The organism is Azospirillum sp. B4 (assembly GCF_000333275.1).
Classification (GTDB): domain Bacteria; phylum Pseudomonadota; class Alphaproteobacteria; order Azospirillales; family Azospirillaceae; genus Nitrospirillum.
Genome location: NZ_BACU01000363.1, coordinates 1 through 18,904 on the forward strand (window position 1 = coordinate 1; position 18,904 = coordinate 18,904).

Annotated in this window: 14 protein-coding genes and 1 pseudogene; 10 read left to right on the forward strand and 5 right to left on the reverse strand. The window is 68.8% G+C overall.

Translation table 11 applies throughout. The features are described 5' to 3' along the window. The 5 genes from argH to I55_RS15980 form a co-directional block, all read left to right on the forward strand. On the forward strand, window positions 1-1,146 hold a 1,146-nt coding region (gene argH / locus I55_RS15960), incomplete at its 5' end, for an argininosuccinate lyase (protein ID WP_044561575.1). Between the two features lie 11 nt (window positions 1,147-1,157). Then, window positions 1,158-1,481, forward strand: a complete 324-nt coding sequence (locus tag I55_RS15965; RefSeq protein ID WP_148293771.1) for a hypothetical protein — start codon at window positions 1,158-1,160, stop codon at window positions 1,479-1,481. Window positions 1,482-1,526: 45 nt separating this feature from the next. Beyond that, window positions 1,527-2,789: a diaminopimelate decarboxylase gene (gene lysA / locus I55_RS15970; protein ID WP_044561577.1), complete on the forward strand. Its 1,263-nt coding sequence runs from the start codon at window positions 1,527-1,529 to the stop codon at window positions 2,787-2,789. A 58-nt stretch (window positions 2,790-2,847) separates the two neighbouring features. After that, window positions 2,848-5,610: a TIGR02302 family protein gene (locus I55_RS15975; protein ID WP_159107213.1), complete on the forward strand. Its 2,763-nt coding sequence runs from the start codon at window positions 2,848-2,850 to the stop codon at window positions 5,608-5,610. A 117-nt stretch (window positions 5,611-5,727) separates the two neighbouring features. Further along, on the forward strand, window positions 5,728-6,960 hold the full coding sequence (locus tag I55_RS15980; protein ID WP_044561578.1) for an FkbM family methyltransferase: 1,233 nt from the start codon (window positions 5,728-5,730) through the stop codon (window positions 6,958-6,960). A 52-nt stretch (window positions 6,961-7,012) separates the two neighbouring features. Here I55_RS15980 and I55_RS15985 read toward each other — a convergent pair whose 3' ends face one another. Next, the gene (locus I55_RS15985; RefSeq protein ID WP_044561579.1) at window positions 7,013-7,624 is read right to left on the reverse strand and encodes a DUF3426 domain-containing protein; all 612 of its coding nucleotides are present in this window, start codon (window positions 7,622-7,624) and stop codon (window positions 7,013-7,015) included. A gap of 81 nt (window positions 7,625-7,705) precedes the next feature. After that, window positions 7,706-7,888 (reverse strand): annotated as a pseudogene (locus I55_RS39550) (zinc-ribbon domain-containing protein); the annotation flags it as partial. Between the two features lie 174 nt (window positions 7,889-8,062). Here I55_RS39550 and I55_RS15990 point away from each other — a divergent pair. The 4 genes from I55_RS15990 to I55_RS16005 all read left to right on the forward strand — a co-directional run bounded on the left by I55_RS15990 (window position 8,063) and on the right by I55_RS16005 (window position 12,901). Continuing rightward, on the forward strand, window positions 8,063-8,962 hold the full coding sequence (locus I55_RS15990; protein ID WP_044561580.1) for an ABC transporter permease: 900 nt from the start codon (window positions 8,063-8,065) through the stop codon (window positions 8,960-8,962). A 402-nt stretch (window positions 8,963-9,364) separates the two neighbouring features. Continuing rightward, window positions 9,365-9,598, forward strand: coding sequence for a YdcF family protein (locus I55_RS39315; protein WP_307718711.1), 234 nt, complete (start codon window positions 9,365-9,367; stop codon window positions 9,596-9,598). A gap of 80 nt (window positions 9,599-9,678) precedes the next feature. Continuing rightward, window positions 9,679-10,455 carry a 1-acyl-sn-glycerol-3-phosphate acyltransferase gene (locus I55_RS16000; protein WP_044561581.1) on the forward strand — a complete coding sequence of 259 codons (777 nt, stop codon included), beginning with the start codon at window positions 9,679-9,681 and terminating at the stop codon, window positions 10,453-10,455. 100 nt (window positions 10,456-10,555) lie between these two features. Next, on the forward strand, window positions 10,556-12,901 hold the full coding sequence (locus tag I55_RS16005; protein ID WP_083901156.1) for an adenosylcobalamin-dependent ribonucleoside-diphosphate reductase: 2,346 nt from the start codon (window positions 10,556-10,558) through the stop codon (window positions 12,899-12,901). On the opposite strand, the gene I55_RS16010 is transcribed toward I55_RS16005, so the two are convergent. Then, the gene (locus I55_RS16010) at window positions 12,883-13,281 is read right to left on the reverse strand and encodes a hypothetical protein (protein WP_044561582.1); all 399 of its coding nucleotides are present in this window, start codon (window positions 13,279-13,281) and stop codon (window positions 12,883-12,885) included. The genes I55_RS16005 and I55_RS16010 overlap by 19 nt on opposite strands. A gap of 788 nt (window positions 13,282-14,069) precedes the next feature. On the opposite strand from I55_RS16010, the gene I55_RS16015 reads away from it, so the two are divergent. Beyond that, window positions 14,070-14,954, forward strand: coding sequence for an RNA polymerase factor sigma-32 (locus I55_RS16015; RefSeq protein WP_044561583.1), 885 nt, complete (start codon window positions 14,070-14,072; stop codon window positions 14,952-14,954). 167 nt (window positions 14,955-15,121) lie between these two features. Here the strand turns inward: I55_RS16015 and I55_RS16020 are convergent, their stop codons facing one another. Next, complete coding sequence (locus I55_RS16020) at window positions 15,122-16,423, reverse strand: aminotransferase class V-fold PLP-dependent enzyme (RefSeq protein WP_044561584.1); 1,302 nt, start codon at window positions 16,421-16,423, stop codon at window positions 15,122-15,124. An 89-nt stretch (window positions 16,424-16,512) separates the two neighbouring features. Further along, window positions 16,513-18,904 (reverse strand): TonB-dependent siderophore receptor (locus I55_RS16025; protein ID WP_049974191.1); only part of this gene is annotated, 2,392 nt, incomplete at its 5' end.

The window sequence follows — 18,904 nt, forward strand, 5'->3', positions numbered from 1 at the left end:
AGGAATGAGCATGAGGACATCCACATGAACGTGGAGTTCCGCCTGAAGGAACTGATCGTCGAACCGGCCGGCCGCNTGCACACCGCCCGCTCGTGCAACGACCAGGTGGCCACCGACTTCAAGCTATGGGTGCGCGGCGCGCTGCAGCGCCTGGACGGCGACATGAAGGCGCTGCAGGCCGCCCTGGTCGAGCAGGCCGAGCGCAACGTCGACACCATCATGCCGGGCTTCACCCACCTGCAGACGGCCCAGCCGGTGACCTTCGGCCACCATCTGCTGGCCTATGTGGAGATGCTGGGCCGCGACCGCGCCCGCGTGCGCGACGCCATCGCCCGCCTGAACGAATGCCCCCTGGGCAGCGCCGCGCTGGCCGGCACGCCCTACCCCATCGACCGCGCCGCCACGGCCGCGGCCTTGGGTTTCGACCGGCCCACGGCCAACTCGCTGGACGCCGTGTCCGACCGCGACTTCGCCCTGGACTACCTGGCCACGGCCAGCATCTGCGCCGTGCACCTGTCGCGCCTGGCGGAAGAGATCGTGCTGTGGTGCACGACCCAGTTCCGTTTCATCCGGCTGTCCGACGCCTTCACCAGCGGCAGTTCCATCATGCCGCAGAAGAAGAACCCGGACGCGGCCGAGCTGGTGCGCGCCAAGTGTGGCCGCGTCATCGGCGCCCTGTCCGGCCTGCTGGTGGTCATGAAGGGCCTGCCGCTGGCCTATTCCAAGGACATGCAGGAGGACAAGGAGCCGGTGTTCGAGGCCGACGACACGCTGGCGCTTTGCTTGGCCGCCACCACCGGCATGATCCAGGACATGACGCCCGACCCCGCCGCCATGCGCCGCGCGGTGGAGGCGGGCTTCCCCACCGCCACCGACCTGGCCGACTGGCTGGTCCGCCGGCTTGGCCTGCCCTTCCGCGAGGCGCATCATGTCACCGGCCGCATCGTCCGCCTGGCCGAGGAACGGGGCTGCGGCCTGTCGGACGTGCCATTGGACGTCATGAAGGGCGTCGACGCCCGCATCACCGAGGAGGTCTATGCCGTGCTGAGCCTGGAAGCGTCCGTCGCCAGCCGCACCAGCCTGGGCGGCACCGCGCCCGAGCGGGTGCGGGCCGCCGTCGCCGCCGCGCGGGAGCGGTTCCTGTGATCGCCCCCCGCATGAGCATGAGGCTGATCCTCACCGCCGCCGGCCTGGCCGCCGCCCTGGCGCTGTCGGGCTGCGGCAAGATCGCCCGCACGCTGGACACGCCGGATGGCGAGGACCATCCGCTGCACGCCTATCCCAACCCGGCGCGGGACCCGCAGCCCAACGCCCGGGTGGCGCAGCCCAGTTCCGCCGACCAGCCGGGTGAGACGCGGGCCACCATCCAGACGGGCACGCCCTACGGGGTCCTGCCCGACAGCCCGGTCATCAGCAACACCGGACCCATGATGGGCGGCACCACCTCCACGCCCACCACCTCATCCTCCACCCCCCAATAAACGGGCGGGCACCTCCCTCACAGCTTCGCGACGGTTCGGATTTCGATGGCCTTCACCTATGTTTCCGGCGTGCTGACCGCCGACGGCGTTCCCCTGGACCGGTTGGCCGAGGCCGTTGGCACCCCCGTCTACGTCTATGCCGCCAGCCGCCTGCGCGCCAATTACCAGGCCTATGCCCAGGCCTTCGCCCGCGACCCGGTGGATGTCTGCTTCGCCCTCAAGGCCAATTCCAACCAGTCCATCATCAGCCTGTTCGCCCGCCTGGGCGCCGGCGCCGACGTGGTGTCGGAGGGGGAGATGCGCCGGGCGCTGGCCGCCGGCGTGCCACCGGAGCGGATCGTGTTCTCCGGCGTGGGCAAGACGCGCGACGAGCTGGCCGCGGCGCTGACGGCCGGCATCCACCAGATCAACGTGGAAAGCCTGCCCGAGCTGGAGGCCCTGTCGGCCGTGGCGACGGCGTTGGGCCGCACCGCCCCAGTGGCGCTGCGCATCAACCCGGACGTGGACGCCGGCACCCATGGCAAGATCGCCACGGGCCGCAAGGAGGACAAGTTCGGCATCGACCTGGGCCACGCCGTGCAGGCCTATGCCAAGGCCTGCGGCCTGCCGGGCCTGGCGCCCAAGGGCTATGCCGTCCACATCGGGTCCCAGCTGCTGAACATCAGCCCCTACGACGACGCCTACGGCCACCTGTCGGACCTGGTGATCGCCACCCGCGAGGCCGGCCTGAAGATCGAGCGGCTGGATCTGGGCGGCGGCCTGGGCGTTCCCTACAAGGGGGAGACGGCACCCGACCACAACGCCTATGCCGACATCGTGCGCAAGCGCCTCGGCAACCTGGGCTGCCGCCTGACCCTGGAACCGGGCCGGTCGCTGGTGGGTGACGCCGGGGTGTTGCTGGCCCGCGTCATCTACGTCAAGGAAGGGCTGCACCGCCGTTTCCTGATCGTGGACGCCGCCATGAACGACCTGATGCGCCCCACCCTCTATGATGCCTATCATGGCATCCGCCCGGTACTGGAACCGGCGGCCGGCGCCGCGCTTTCCCCCATGGACGTGGTCGGCCCCATCTGCGAGACGGGCGACACCTTTGCCCGCCAGCGCGAGCTGCCGCCGGTGGCGGAGGGTGAACTGGTGGCCTTCATGACCGCCGGGGCGTACGGTGCCGCCATGTCGTCCACCTACAACTCCCGTCCGCTGGTGGCCGAGGTGCTGGTGGATGAGGGGCGGTGGGCGGTCATCCGCCGCCGCCAGACGTTCGAGGAAATGCTGGCCCTGGACGTGGCGCCCCAATGGCGCCACGTTTAAGGCGCAGGGCATAGGGCCGATCCCGGTCTGGGCTATTCAGGACGAGGGCACCGACGGCATGGCTGAAAGGGCACTCAAACCCCGCAAGGAGCGACAGGCGCCGGACGCCAGTGCGCCCGTGGGTGGCGCGCCCATCGGTGGCGTGCCCACGGGTATTGTCGTCCCCCTACCCAACCGGGCCCGCCTCCCCCTGGTCCCGCCGCCACTGAAGCCCTGGCACCGCGCCCTGCGGACCGCTTGGCTGTCACTGGCGGTGGAGCGGGCTGCCCTGCGACTGTGGCCCCTGCCCAGCGTGCTGATGCTGGGCCTGGCGCTGGCCTGGTCCGGGGCCCTGCCCCATCTGCCGCCCTGGGCCCACGGCGGCGTCCTGGGGCTTTTCTGCGCTGCGGTCGTCGCGCCATTCTGGCTTCTGTACCGGTACGGCCCGCGCCTGCCTGACCGGGATGCCGTGTTCCGCCGGCTGGAGCGGGATAACGGCCTGCGCCATCGGCCCTTCGACCTGATGATCGACCGCCCCGTGGATCAAAACGGCCCCGCCGCCGCGCTGTGGCAGGCGGCGCAGGACCGGGCGCGACGCAGCCTGGCGGGCATGCGCGTCAGCGGCCCCAAACTGGACCTGCCCAACCGCGACCCCTGGGCCCTGCGCCATGTCGCGGTGCTGCTGCTGGCGGTAGCGGCCGCCATGGCCTGGGGCGACTGGCGCCCCCGCCTGATCGAGGCGCTGGACGCCGGTTTCCAGGCGCCGCCCGCAGGAGCCGAGGCGGACCTGGACGTCTGGATCACTCCGCCGGAATCGACCGGCCTGCCCCCGCAGTTCCTGACCCGCCGGGGCAAGGCCGGCGCCCCGGCTGAAAACGGCGTCTTCATCTCCGTGCCCGCCGGCGCCACCATCACCGCCCGCCTGGGCCCCCACCATCGCGCGCCCAAGCTGTCCGTTGATGAGCAGACCCTGCCCCTGGACCCGGCCGCCACCGGCGGCTTCCAGGCCAGCCGGGCTGTCACGAAGGGCCAGCGCATCACCGTCACCGACCGGGGGCGGACCCTGGGCAGCTGGGCCATCCGCGTGGTGGCGGACGATCCGCCGGCCATCGCCTTCCGGGAAAAGCCCAGCGCCACCGAGCGCTACGCCCTGCGCCTGAACTACACGGCGGCCGACGACTACGGCATCGCCGGCGTCACCGCCACCGTGACGCCCACCACGCGGCCCGAGGGGGCCACGGTGGAGCCCCTGGTGCTGACCCTGCCCGTACCGGCGCGACCGGCGCGCGAGGCGTCCGGCGCCGGCACGCCGGTGGTGGCCAACGCCGCCGGCTATTTCGACCTGACGGCCAGCCCTTGGGCCGGCCAGCCTGTGACCATCCAGCTGACGGCGACCGATACCGCCGGCCAGACGGCCACCAGCGACAGTCAGACCGTGACGCTGCCGGAGCGGGTGTTCAACAACCCCACGGCCAAAGCCGTCATCACCCAACGCCGCGCCCTGCTGGACAACGGGGAGGAAGCGCGCAAGGCCGCCATCCCCGCCCTGTTGGACCTGTCGGGGGAACTGGACGGCTATGGCGGCGACCCGACCGTGTTCATGGCGCTGTACGCGGCCGCCCGCCATCTGGGCCTGAACGACGACGCGCGATCCCTGGCGGATGTGGCCGACCTGCTGTGGGACACCGCGCTGAAGATCGAGGACGGCAGCCTGGCCTCGGCCGAGAGCGAGCTGCGTGACGCCCGCCAGCGCCTCAGCGACGCCCTGGACCGCAACGCGCCGGAGGCGGAGATCCGCCGGGATCTGGAGGCGATGAAGGCGGCGCTGGCCCGCTACATGCAGGCCCTGGCGGAGAAAAGCGACCAGCAGCAGGGCCAGGACGGCGCCCCGCCGCCCGACGACCAGAACGCCCAGTCCTTCGACATGGGCCAGATGATGGAGCAGTTGGAGCAAATGGCCCAGACCGGTGCCCGCGACGCCGCGCGCAAGATGCTGGACCAGATGCAGGACCTGATGGAAAGCGTGCAGACCGGCCCGCAGAAACCGCCATCGGAGGCCGAGCAACAGCAGATGCGCCAGGCGATGCAGACCCTGGAAAAGCTGCAGGACCTGACCAAGCGCCAGCGCGAGCTGATGGACCAGACCTTCCGCCAGGGCGACCGGGGCGAGGACGGGGACAACCGGCCGCAGCCGTCCACCCGGGGCGACATGCCGCGTTCCGTCCCCAACCGCCAGGGTGCGGCCCCGCGCCAGCCCCAGCGCGACCCGGGCGCGGAAGCCACCGCCCGTGACCTGGCCAAGCAGCAGGACGCCCTGCGCCGCGAATTGCAGGCCCTGATGCAGCAGCAGGGCCAACAGCCGGGACCCCAGTCCGAAAACCAGCAGGGACAGGAGCAGCCGGGCGGGCAGGAGAACGGCACCGGCGGCGGTGAGGGCCCCGGTCAGGCGCCGTCGCCCCTGGACAAGGCGGACCGCGCCATGGGCCAGGCCGGCCGCGCCCTGTCGGAAGGATCGCCCGAGGACGCGGTGGAGGCCCAGGGCCAGGCGCTGGAAGCCCTGCAGGACGGGATGAAGGGCATGGCGCAGCAGATGGCCCGCCAGATGGGGCGCGGCACCCGCGTCGCCCCGCGCTCCGCCAACGGCCGGGGCCAGAACACCGACCCGCTGGGCCGTCAGATGACCGGCCAGGGCGCCACCAGCACAGATGGCGTCAAGATCCCCGACCACGGCGACCTGCAGCGCGCCCGCGAAATCCTGGAAGAACTGCGCCGCCGCGCCAGCGAGGCCGGCCGGCCTAAGGAAGAGCTGGACTACATCGATCGGCTCCTGAAGCGGTTTTAACCCGTCCAACCATCCCGTTTCCCCCAGAACTTGACATTCACGGGGCAGATCAGATTCGAATAATTAAAAAGAAGCGACCCGATACCACCACCCGTATCTCGACATTCAGGGGAATCCATGAGTTCTGGAAAGATATACTTTCACTATATTGGTGGTCGCGCTGGGAATCAGGGCACCTTCTTCCTGCGCGCACACGCGGACGACCTGGTTTTTCACATATATGATGCCGATCCCGATTGCCTGGACCAGATTCAGTCGGCGACAGCGTTAAGCCGCTTCACCTTCACCAATGAAGCCGTCATCATCCGTGGACCATCCGTGGGTGACCACATCAATATCAACTACGACCCCTTCACCAGTTCCTGCTATCCCGCCAACCCGGACCTGGCCGACGTATATTATCGTGATCCGAATTCCGGTGATTATTTACTGCGGGAAGCCTTCCGTACGGTGCGCGTCCATCGGGGCGCCGCCCTGACCTTGGCGGAAATTGCCGCCCGGAGGGAAACCTCCCTGGATTTCCTGAACATGGACACCCAGGGAAGTGAGCTCGAGATCCTGAAGGGCACCGGCCCCCTCGCCGCGAGCCAGCTGTTAGGCTTCACCGCGGAGGTGGAGTTCGAGCCCCTATACCAAGGGCAGCCCCTTTTCAGCGACGTGCACACATGGGCTCGCGACCAAGGCTTCCGTCTGGTCAGGCTGGAGCAGCATCCGGACTGGCATTGGCATCGCGCGCCCCTCGGTTGGCGTGGCCAGGGCGCCCTGTTCGTCAGCGACGCCCTCTATCTGAAGGCCCCGGCCCGGATCGCCGTCGACCACCCCTATCCAACCGCCTCGCTTGCGAAAGCCACGTTCATCGCCCTGATCCTGGGGCAAATCGACTACGCGGCGGAATGCCTCTCCTTGTTGCCGGACGCGGTCCCGAGCTTGACGGACGGACGGCCCTACCAGCGCCTGGTGGCGGAGGCCGCCGACCTTTATCGCCACGGGCCAAAGCTGTTTCCCCCCAGCTTTGCCGATCTCTTTTCCGAAGAGCAATCCTTCGCCCGGTTCGGAAAGGATGTGTCCCTGGATCAACTCTGGCAGTACGACTTCCCCTCCATTCGCCAGCGTTATTTCGAGCATGTCGACAAAGCGATGTTTTTGGAGCAGTTCCCCCGCCTGCTGGCCCCGGTTCCCACCGCGTTCGAGTCCTTGCTGGCACGCTACGAGATGAAGCGCGCGGCGGCGGCTGTACAAGTCCAACGACTAGAACAGGCGGCAACGCTGGCAAGGCTGTTAGGTCTTGAGATTGGCACCGACGGTTCGGCGCCGATCGATGCCGCCGCGCTGAAGCGACAAGTGGGCTGAAGCCCCCCCGTGGCGGCGGCGCTTGATCTTAACCCTTCAGATATCGTGCATATCAGTTCGGCAGCACGAACTCCGGCCTGATCTGCACCGTCTGGCCGCCTTTTTCCACGATGTTGCTGTGGAAGACGGTCTTCTCGCCGGGGAACAGCCGGCGGGCCTTGGGCTGCATGCGCCAGCGCTGAAAGGGTTTGCCGTCGGCCCCCAGGGCGGAGGCCATCAGGTCTGGCACCTCGCGCTGGCGGTCGGACTTGTTTTGCACCGTGATGTCGATGAACAGCATGGACGTGCCTTCCACGTCGCGGAATTCCGTCTTGTTGTCCACCATCTCCAGCCCCGTGCCCGGCGGCTCCACCCCGAAGCCCACGGCATCATAGAGGCGGGCGGCAGCGGGCCAGGCGTCGACGATGGCGTCCCGTTCCAGCGCCAGGCCGGCGCCCCCTCCCGCCACCACCACGGCCAGAATGGCCCAGCGCACGGCGGCGAACAGACGGCGCGGCCTCTCCTCCGGCGCCGGCAGGGGAGCCGTGGCCGGACGCAGGCGGCCCAGCGACATGGGCGCCGGCTTCTCCTCGACATCCATGGTCAGGGCGTCGTAGGCGGTCTCCCGCTCCATCTCCGCCGCCAGGTCGGCGAAGGAAGAGGACGACAGTGGCCCCGGACTCATCCAGTCGGGTTCATCATCCGGCGCTGGGGCGGGCGCCGAGGAGGACGCTCGGCCCGCCGTCTCCGGCACCTGATGCCAAACGGAACCGCAGGCACTGCACCGCACGCGGCGACCCCGCCCCAGAAGGGCGTCGTCGACCCGGAAGCGCGTGGCGCAGGACGGGCAGGTTGTTATCATGAGAGGCGGAGCCAGGCCAAAATCCTTAAGAGGCGCCCTAGACTTAAACGAAAAGGTCGGCCGTGCGCAAGGTTGCCCCAGGAACATCCTGCTGCGGCGAGACGGTCTATTCCGTTCAGACAGGGTCTGGTCGGGCGGGACAGGCCGGGGCCGGATGCCGCACCTGCGGTCGCCTGGCCGGACACGCTGGACGCCCGCCACCCGGCCGTGCCATCACTAGGACACCCCCTTCGCCCCGAACCACCCTGCGAGGCCAGTCCCATGAGCCGGCGCGGACCTGCCGTCCTGTCCCTACGCCGCGATGCCACGGGCCGATTCCTGCCCTGGCTGATCGCCCTGATGGTGTTCCTGTCCACCCTGGCGGTGGCAGCGGCCCAGATGCTGTCCGGCTGGGCCCAGCGGTGGGACAGCGGGCTGGACGGCAGCCTGACCATCCAGGTCAGCCCGGCCGAAAATCAAAGTGCCAACGACAAGGCGCCGGTGTCGCTGGAGGAGCGGGTGCAGCTGGTGCTGCACACCCTCGGCGGCATGCCCGGCATCATCAACGCCCGGCCGGTGCCCATGGAGGACGCGGCCCGCCTGGTGGAGCCTTGGCTGGGCAACGGCGACCTGCTGCGCGACCTGCCCCTGCCCGCCCTGATCGACGTCACCGCCGGCCCCGCCGTGGACGTGGCCGCCCTGCGCCAGCGCCTGGCCGCCGCGGTGCCGGGCACGACGGTGGAGGAGCCGGGCGTATGGCTGCGCGACCTGCGCCGCCTGGCCCGCCTGGTGGAGGCGGTGGCCCTGGTCATCGTCGCCCTGATCGGCGGGGCCGCCGTGGCCGTGGTGGTGTTCGCCGCAAAGGCCGGCCTGGCCATGCACCAGGATGAGGTGGACCTGCTGCACGTCATGGGCGCCACCGACAGCCATGTGGCCGACCAGTTCCAGCGCCACATCCTGCGCCTGTCGCTGACCGGCGGCGTTGGCGGCACGGCGGTGGCGCTGGCGACCCTGGCCGTCCTGTCCCTGCTGTCGCGCACCATCGAGGGCACGCTGCTGCCGCCCATGACGCTGGCGCCCCTGCAATGGCTGCTGCTGGTGACCGTGCCGGTGGCCGCCGCCGCCCTGGCCGCCATCAGCGCCCGCCTGACCGTGCTGCGCGCGCTGGAGCGGCTGCCGTGACGCCGTCCCCAGCATCGGTGCCCCAGGCGGAGGCAGCGCGCCCCCGGCCGCTGCTGACCCGGCTGCGCCGCCTGACCTGGGCGGGGGCCGCGCTGGGCGGGCTTTGGCTGGCAGGGTTGCTGACCTTCGCCGCCCACATTCCCCGCGCGCCAGAAGACACGGCCACCGCCACCGACGCCATCGTGGTGCTGACCGGCGGCAGCGAACGGCTGGAGACCGGGTTCGACCTGCTGGCGGCCGGCAAGGCGCGGAAGCTGTTCATCTCCGGCGTTTATCGCGGGGTGGACGTGCGGGCATTGCTGCGCATGTCCCAGGCCACGCCGACCGCGGTGGAATGCTGCGTGGTGCTGGGCTACACCGCCGACGACACGGTGGGCAACGCGGCGGAGAACGGCGCGCTGGATGGCGGCGGAGGGCTTCCGTTCCTTGCGCCTGGTCACGGCCAACTACCACATGCCGCGCAGCCTGGTGGAGTTCCGCCATGCCCTGCCCGACGTCCGCATCGTCCCGCACGCGGTGCAGCCGGCCAACGTGCGTCTGGACGGCTGGTGGCACTGGCGCGGCACCGCCGGCCTGATCGTCAGCGAATACGACAAGTACCTGGTGGCCTTCCTGCGCCACGCACTGGGGCTGTAAGGCGCGCGTCACGCCTGTGGACAGGCGCGCGTCCAGCCACTATCCCTGCATCCATCACCCCCGGTTAAGCGGTCGAGACGATGCTGGTCCTGCGGTCCCTGATCTTCAACATCGTCTTCTACATCTGGACGGCCATCAGCTGCTTCGGCTTGCTGTGGGGGCTGGTCGTGCCCCACCGCGCCATGATCTGGGGCATCCGCGGCTATATGCGCAGCCTGGTCTTCCTGGAGCGCACCATCATCGGCCTGAAATATGAGGTGCGGGGGCGGGAACACCTGCCCAAGACGGGCGCCTTTCTGGTGGGCGCCAAGCACCAGTCGATGTGGGAGACGATGAAGCTGCACCTCATGTTCGAGGACCCGGCCATCGTGCTGAAGAAGGAACTGACCTACATTCCCATCTGGGGTTGGTACGCCGCCAAGGCCCGCATGATCGCCGTGGACCGGGGCAAGCGCGGGGCGGCCATCCAGTCGCTGGTGCGCGGCGCCAGGGAGCGGGTGGCCGAAGGCCGGCCCATCGTCATCTTCCCGCAGGGCACACGCACGGCCGTGGGCGCGTGGCGGCCCTACAAGGTCGGCATCGCCCTGCTGTATGAAAGCCTGGGCCTGCCCCTGGTGCCCATGGCGCTGAACTCCGGCCTGTTCTGGCCCCGGCACAAGTTCCTGCGCCGCCCCGGCACCATCGTCATCGAGTTCCTGCCCGCCATCGCCCCCGGCCTGTCCAAGGAAGAGGCGCTTCGCCGGTTGGAAACGGCGCTGGAGACGGCGACGGACCGGCTGGTGATGGCCGCCGGCGGCCCCGCCACGCACCGCCCGCCCCAGGCACCGCCCCTGGTGGATGTGCCGGCCGCCGGCTGAACGGCCTTTAAGCCTAAGCAGGGGCGCGGATTGACCGGCCCCACGCGCCAGCCTACCCTTGGACCCGTGAGCGGCTATCATCCGGGACCGGAGGACGCGCATGATCGGGCGTGAGGCGGGGCAAGCGACACCTGCGGCAGTTGAGGCGCCCGCCGACTGGCCGGCCATCGCCGCCCAGGTCTGGGACATGAAGTACCGGTTCAAGCGGCCGGACGGCACGCCCCTTGACCACACGGTGGAGAGCACCTGGCGCCGCGTGGCCAGGGCCCTGGCGGAGGCCGAGCGTGAACCCGCGCTGTGGGAACCCCAGTTCTTCGAGGCGCTGAAGGATTTCGCCTTCCTGCCGGCTGGCCGCATCCTGGCCGGGGCCGGCACGGGGCGGGCCGTCACCCTGTTCAACTGCTTCGTCATGGGCACGGTGCCGGACGACATGGGCGGCATCTTCGCCCATCTGCGTGAGGCGGCACTGACCCTGCAGCAAGGTGGGGGCATCGGTTACGACTTCTCCACCCTGCGGCCGCGCGGCGCGCCGGTGGCGGGCGTGGGGGCCGACGCCTCCGGCCCCACCTCGTTCATGGACGTGTGGGACGCCATGTGCCGCACCATCATGAGCGCCGGCAATCGCCGGGGCGCCATGATGGCCACGCTGCGTTGCGACCATCCGGATGTGGAGGCCTTCATCGACGCCAAGCGCGACCCCGGCCGCTTGCGCATGTTCAACCTGTCGGTTCTGGTGACCGACCCCTTCATCGCCGCCGTGCGCGAGGACGGGCCCTGGGACCTGGTGTTCGACGGCCAGGTCTGGCGTACAGTGCGGGCGCGCGAGCTGTGGGACCGCATCATGCGGGCCACCTACGACTATGCCGAACCCGGCGTCATCTTCATCGACCGAATCAACGACCAGAACAACCTGGGCGGGGTGGAGGTGATCAGCGCCACCAACCCGTGCGGGGAGCAACCGCTGCCGCCCTACGGCGCCTGCCTGCTGGGCTCCGTCAACCTGGCGGCCCTGGTGGTGGACGCCTACACCCCCGACGCCCGGCTGGACCTGGACCGGCTGGCCCGCCTGGTGCCGGTGGCGGTGCGCATGCTGGACAACGCCATCGAGGTGTCGCGCTTCCCCCTGCCCGCGCAAGCTCAGGAGGCGCAGGCCAAGCGGCGCGTCGGCCTGGGCGTCACCGGCCTGGCCGACGCCCTGATCCTGTGCGGCGTGCGCTACGGCACCCAGAAGGCGGTGGACCTGACGCGCCAGTGGCTGGGGGCGGTGCGCCGCCACGCCTATCGCGCCAGCGCCAGCCTGGCGGCGGAGAAGGGCGCCTTCCCGCTGTATGACCGCGACCGCTATTTGGCCCGGCCCATGATTCGGGGCCTGGACGACGTGACCCGCGCGGCGGTGGAGCGGCACGGCGTGCGCAACGCCCTGCTGACCTCCATCGCGCCCACCGGCACCATCTCGCTGCTGGCCGGCAACGTGTCCTCGGGCATCGAGCCGGTGTTCACCTGGGAATACGACCGCGCCGTGCTGCAGCCGGACGGCAGCCGCAAGGTCGAGCGGGTGGCCGACTACGCCTATCACCGCTTCCGCCTGGCCTTCGGCCCCGACGCCCCCCTGCCCGACAGCTTCGTCGACGCCGGCTCCCTGCCCCCCGGTGCCCACCTGGTGATGCAGGCGGCGGCGCAGGAAGAGGTCGACAGCTCCATCTCCAAGACCATCAACTGCCCGGCAGACCTGGATTTCGAGGCCTTCAAGGACGTCTACCTGCAGGCCTACGACCTGGGGTGCAAGGGCTGCACCACCTACCGCCCCAACGCCATCACCGGCTCGGTGTTGTCCGCCCCGGCCGCCCCGGCGCCAGATACCCCGCCCCCGCCCAGTCCAGTCAGCCCAGTCCCCTCGCCCGCCAGCGGTGCCGTGCCGCTGGACCGGCCGGAGGCGCTGGTGGGGGCCACCTACAAGGTGCGCTGGCCCGGCAGCGACCACGCCCTCTACATCACCATCAACGACATCGTCATCGAGGAGGGGCGGCGTCCGTTCGAGGTCTTCATCAACTCCAAGAACATGGAGCACTACGCCTGGACGGTGGCACTGACCCGCATGATCTCCGCCGTGTTCCGCCGGGGCGGGGATGTCGCCTTCGTGGTGGAGGAGTTGAAGGCCGTGTTCGACCCGCGCGGCGGCCAGTGGATGAAGGGCCGCTACGTCCCCTCCCTCCTGGCCGCCATCGGCGAGGTCATCGAACGGCACATGCTGGAAACGGGCTTCCTGTTGCGACCCAGCGGCCTGCCCTCCGTGGCGGACGGTCCGGCCGACACGCCGTCACCCCCCGGCAAAGGCACGGAAAACCGTGCCGCCCCGACCCAATGCCCACGTTGCGGCCAAGCCACACTGACGCATCAGGAGGGGTGCGACACCTGCCTGTCCTGCGGCTATTCCCGCTGTGGCTGAAGGTGCACTGACAACGACTTACGGCGCCAGACGGGGAAGACGGCATTGGACGTCGACCCCATCGCCTGGATCATTTCCTCATGATTGAACGACGGCAACGTCAGGAAATAATCCAATGCTGCCTTTTCGCCCGTGGCACCTTGTGGATAGAAGCAGGCGATCTTTTCATCCTCGCCAAACAGCAACCACCAAACATCGCAGCCCACCGGACCGCTATCGTTAGTCTCAATGACGATGCCGGACAACTCGGCCTTGGTGACCGATTTGACAGCGCCTTTCGAATCCGTGACCTGGATGACTGCGTCTTCCAAGCACACAACCCACCTGGCTTCCGGCATCAATTGCACCGGCTTTCGCTTCCCTCTGAACCAACCGAACATCAATCACCCGAAATCCATTGGCACCAGACTTCACCCAAGACAGGTTGAAGCGGCCACCCATTCTGCTCCGAGCCAGGTATCCACTCCCACCCTTTATCGAAAGAGATAGGGATTACCCCGGCGACGCGCCCAGGACCCTTGTCAGGGTCGCATGGGTCCTTGCCGGAAGGCATAGACCGCGTCTTCCACCGGAGCCGCTGGGTGACGGACGGCGAACCCGGCGGGACGAACCCCCGACACCACCCCGCCGCCCCGCCGAGCGCCCTGCCCCGGGATTTCCGCCCGCCCCGCCAGGCCCTTGGAGTCACCGGCCATTCGCCTGCGGTTTGTTAACACACACCCCGCCAGGCCGTTCCGGCGCCACGGGTCCCATGTTAACGGATCGGATCCGGAAGGACCGGAATAGCCGCCCGACTACGCCCTCCGCCAGGGCGACGAAGGGCCTATTGGCGGGGGAGATTAGCCCCCGAATAAGCCCGGCCGATGACGCCCGTTTATATCAAATTAGAGAAATTAGACCCTTTGGTGGTGGTAATAGGCGAGTACGACCCGCGCCAACCTAAGGCAAGGGCGGATTATGCCCTGTGGGTGATCGACTTTTTCCCGCGATATTTCAGCGATCCGTTAGGTCATTACTGTCGTACCGATCCCGCAAATCCACGTGGGGTGCCGACCCGGAGGAATAGGCCACCGGGACACCCCATCCGGGAACGACGTCGGCGAACCGTCCGGGCCATTCCCGGGACCGGGCGGCGGTCGAGGCCGGATCAGCCAAGATGGAGGGGGGCATGGCGCATATCGATGATCCTCAGACCCAAAGGGCGAATTTGTCCTTCATCAAGGCGTCGATGAAGGCGCCGCTGTTGAGCCGAGACCATGAGTTCGACCTGGCCCGCCGCTGGCAGCAGAACCGTGACGAGAAGGCGCTGCACGCCCTGGTCTCGTCCCATACCCGCCTGGTCATCGCCGTGGCCAGCCGCTTCCGCAACTACGGCCTGCCGCTGGGCGACCTGGTGCAGGAAGGCAACCTAGGCCTGATGCAGGCCGCCAGCCGGTTCGAGCCGGAGCGGGAGGTGCGCTTCTCCACCTACGCCGCCTGGTGGATCCGCTCCACCATCCAGGAATTCGTGCTGCGCAACTGGTCCATCGTGCGCACCGGCACCACGGCGGGGCAGAAGTCGTTGTTCTTCAACCTGCGGCGCCTGCGCGCGCGCATCGACAACAACCCCTCCGCCACCTCGCTGTCCGCCGAGGGCCGCCGCAGTGTGGCCGAGGAACTGGATGTGAGCGAGCACGAGGTGGAGACCATGGAAATCCGCCTGACCGCCACCGACCAGTCGCTGAACCATCCCCTGAGCGAGGACGGCGGCGAGTGGCAGGACTTCCTGGCCGACGACGGCCCCTCGCCCGAGCAGATCGTCATCGGCCTGAAGGACAGCCGCAGCCGCACCGCCTGGCTGAGCGAAGCCATGGACACACTGTCGCCCCGTGAACGCACCATCATCGCCGCCCGCCGCCTGCGCGAGGACGGGGCGACGCTGGAGGAATTGGGCCACACCCTGGGCGTCAGCAAGGAACGCGTGCGCCAACTGGAACACCGCGCCATGGGCAAACTGCGCCAGAGCATCATGCGCCACGTGGGCCAGCCGGAAGAGCTGTTCGTGGAGGCTTAGTCGTTCGCCTCAGGCGCCGGCGGGGCATCCGCCCCTTGGCTGTCCTCGGTTTCCAGTCCACTGCGTTCCCCGGAAACCTCCGGCGGCCCCGGTCGGGGCCTAGTCGCTTCGCTCCGGGAAAAATGAAGCGGCCGGGTCACGAGGGACGCGGCCGCTTCATTTGTGGCTCAGATCGTCTTCAGCGCCCCCACCAAGGCCGCCATGTCGTCCGGCGTGGTGCTGAAACCGGGGGTGACCCGCAGGCAGGCGCCGCCGGCCAGGCCGGTGCGCACCACGGTGAAGATGCCGTGCTTCTCCAGCAGCTGGGCGGCCAGGGCGGCATTGTCGGCCGGGCTGGTGCGGCCCTTCACCCGGAAGGAGGTCATGCCGGCGCACAGGCGCGGATCGTCGGGGGTCAGCACCTCGATTCTGGCCAGGTCACGCGCCGGCAGGGCCCACAGGTCGCGCAAGTGGCGCAGGCGGGCACCGACCACGGGGGTGCCCAGGGCCTGGTGGAAGTCCAACGCGTCGATGGCGGCCATCTGGGCGGCGAAGTTGGCCATGCCGGTGTGCACCCGGGCCAGGATGGGATCACGCTCCGACGGTTCCTCCCCCATGAAGGGTTCGACGTCGGCAATGCGGTCCTTGGCGATGTAGAGCGCGCCCACGCCCAGGGGGGCGCCGATCCATTTGTGCAGGTTGAAGACGGCGAAGTCGACGCCGTCGCCCTTCAGGTCCACCGGACCCTGGCCCCATGCCTGGGCGCTGTCCACCACCACATCCACCCCGCGCCGGCGGGCCAGGGCCACGATCTCCCGCACCGGCTGGCGCAGGCCGTCGCGGTGGCTGAGATGGGTGAGCAGCATCAGGCGCACATTGGGATGGGCCGCCAGCGCCTGGTCGTAGGCGTCGATCAGGCCCTGGTATGTCGCCGGATACGGCAGGCCGATGCTGATGACGTCCACACCCCGGCGGCGCTCCAGCCAGGACATGGCCATGCGGGCGCTGTCGTAGTCATGGTCGCTCATCAGCACGGCGTCACCGGGCTTGAGCCTGGCATAGCCGCCGATGACGGCCTGCAGCGACTCGGTGGCGTTGCGGGTGATGACGATCTCGGCCGCGTCGGCATGCACCATGGCGGCGATGCGCTGGCGCAGGGCCTGGTAATAGGGGACGAAATCGCGGCGCACGAAGGTGGCGCCTTCCTGGTTCACCTTGGCGGTGTAGCGCTCATACGCCGCCTGGACGGCCAGCGGCATCTGGCCGAAGGCGCCATATTCCAGGTTGATGATGCCGGTTTGGAGCCGGGCGGGGTACGCGGCCGCGACGGCGGTCCAGCCGGCCTCGTCATCCGCCACCGGCGGAGTGGCGCCAGGGGCCAGCGGGCTGGGCAGCGGGCCCGGCTGGGCGGATACCGGCACGGCGGAACCGCTGAGCAAGGCGCCGGCGCCACCGGCCAGGGCGGCTTGGAGCAAGGTGCGTCGACGCATGAAAAATCACTCCCTGGGTGCCGCCCCGGATGGGAGGTCGAGACGGCACCCCGAACAGACTCGGCAAATGATACTCTGGCAGATAGCACTCAGAAGGCGGCGTTGAAGCGGACGTAGTAGCGGCCGCCGTAGGTGTCATACGGGGCGTTGCGCGAATATTCGATGCCGCGGCTGGCCTGGTAGATGGCCTTGGCGGGATAGGTGTCGAAGATGTTCTCTCCCGCCACCTTCACCGACAGGGCGTCGCTGATGTGGTAGGTCACCGACAGGTCGACGAAGGTGATGCCGTCGAAGGTCTGGAAGATGTCACCGGTGGAGTTTCCGGTGCTGTCCGTCCACTTGCCGTAATAGCGGACGCGCACCTGGTAGTCGAAGGGATGGTCGCTATAGGTCAGGCTGCCGGTGATGTTGTTCTTGGGCAGGCCCTGCTCATACAGGATCTTCTGCGTCGGGTTGGCGTTCAGGCTGCCGCCGGTGACCTGGGTCAGGTTGTGGTTGTAGGCCAGCTTCAGGTCGACGCGGGCGGTATCGAACACCGGCTGGGTGTAATCCAGCACGATGTCCAGGCCCTGGGTCCGGGTGTCGAAGTCGTTGGTGAACCAGTAGACGGAGGTGTAGTTGTCCGCCCCCGGCACGCCCTGGGCCACCAGCTGCGCCTTCTGCGCCGCCGTCAGGGTGATGGTGGAGGAGCTGGAGAACCGGTTGTTCACATCCACCTGGTAGGCGTCGATGGAGCCCGACAGGCCGATGCCGGTGCGCCACACCGCGCCCAGGCTGTAGTTCTGCGACGTCTCGGGCCGCAGCGGCTTGGCGCCCAGGGCCACCGCCAAGGGGTTTTCCGGCGACAGGCGGCCACTGGTGAACAGCTGCAGGGTGTTGGTGTCCAACCCTTGCGAGGTGCTGAGCGAATTGATCTGTCCCGCCGTGGGCGCGCGGAAGCCGGTGGAGTAGGAGGCGCGCAGGGCCACGTCCGGCGTGATCTCATACCGGGTGGAGGCCTTATAGGTCATCTTGTCGCCGAAACCGGTGTAGGTCTCGTACCGGCCGGCGCCGCCTATGGTCCATTCCGGCGTCAGCTTGGCTTCCAGGTCCATATACCCGGCGTAGCTGGTCTGGTACCAGGACCCGGCCTGAAGGTCGCTGAAGCCGGGGAAGCCGTTGGCGCCGGAGGCCAGGCCGGCGCTGGCACCCGGCCCCACCTGGTAAGAGGCCTTGTCGCCCGCCTCAACGGTGTAGATCTCCAGCCGGCGCTCGGCACCGAAGGCGATGTTCAGCGGTTCCGGCAGGGCGCCGACATCCAGGCGGTAAACCCCGTCCAGGTTCAGGTTGAACTCATCCTGCCGCTGGGTGCCCAGATAAAAGTCGGTCGGACTGTTGGGGCCCAATGACGCGTTGATGGAATTGTAGAGGAAGAAGCGGCTTTCATTTTCACCGTAGGATCCGCTGGCATCCCAGTCGAAGTTATCGCCGACATGGCCGCGGGCGCCCCACACCGCCTGGTAGTCGGTGTACTTGATGCCCTCATGCGGCGTGAAGCCGTTGGGGTAGAGCGACTTCAGGTCCCAACCCGGAAAAACCTTGGGCGCCAACCCATAGACGCTGGAATTGCTGGTGGCGCTGGGAAGGCGCCAGTTGATGTCGTTCAGGCCATCGCCGGTGGCGACGGTCATGAAGCCGTAGAGGTCCACGGCGCCGACTGGCAGCAGCCCGTCCACCGCGTAATGGTAACTGGTCTCATCCGGCCGCCCCCAGCGTTGCACCGGATTGGCGATGTGGAGCGATGGATTGGCCGCCTGGAAGGCGGCGGCATCGGTCCGCTGGTGGGTGCGCGAGGTCAGGGTGCCGTCCGACCATTCCGCCGTGGCCACCACATGGCCGCCGTCGCCCACACCGGTCCCCGCCCGCAAGCCGCCGTTCCAGGTGGTGCCGTCACCGGCGTAGTACTGCGAGCCCTGCATATAACCGTAGACGCCTGGGCGGTCGTCCAGCTGGATGTTGATGACGCCGGCGATGGCGTCGGAACCGTACTGGGCCGAGGCGCCGTCACGCAGCACCTCCACCCTGCCGATGGCGAAATCGGGAATCTGCGCCAGGTCGGGCCCCTGGGCGCCACGGCTGCCCAGGAAGGCGGTGCGGTGGAAGCGCTTGCCATTGACCAGCACCAGGGTCTGGTCGGGCGACAGGCCGCGCAAATGGGCCGGGCGGATGAACTGCCCACCGTCGGAGCTGGGCAGCTTCTGCACGTTGAAGCCAGGGATCACCTGCGTCAGGTTTTCCAGCAGTTGGTTGGAGGCGCCGTCCTGCAGGTCCTTGGCGGACAGCACATCCACCGGCGTCATGGTGGTAAACTGGGTACGGCCCCGGTCACGGGTGCCGGTGACGATCATCTCATCCAGCGTGCCGGCCGGCGCGTCCGCCACCTGCACCTCGGCGGCGGCGGGGGTCGCCTGGGCCTTGCGCACCGGCCTGGCGGTGGCCGGC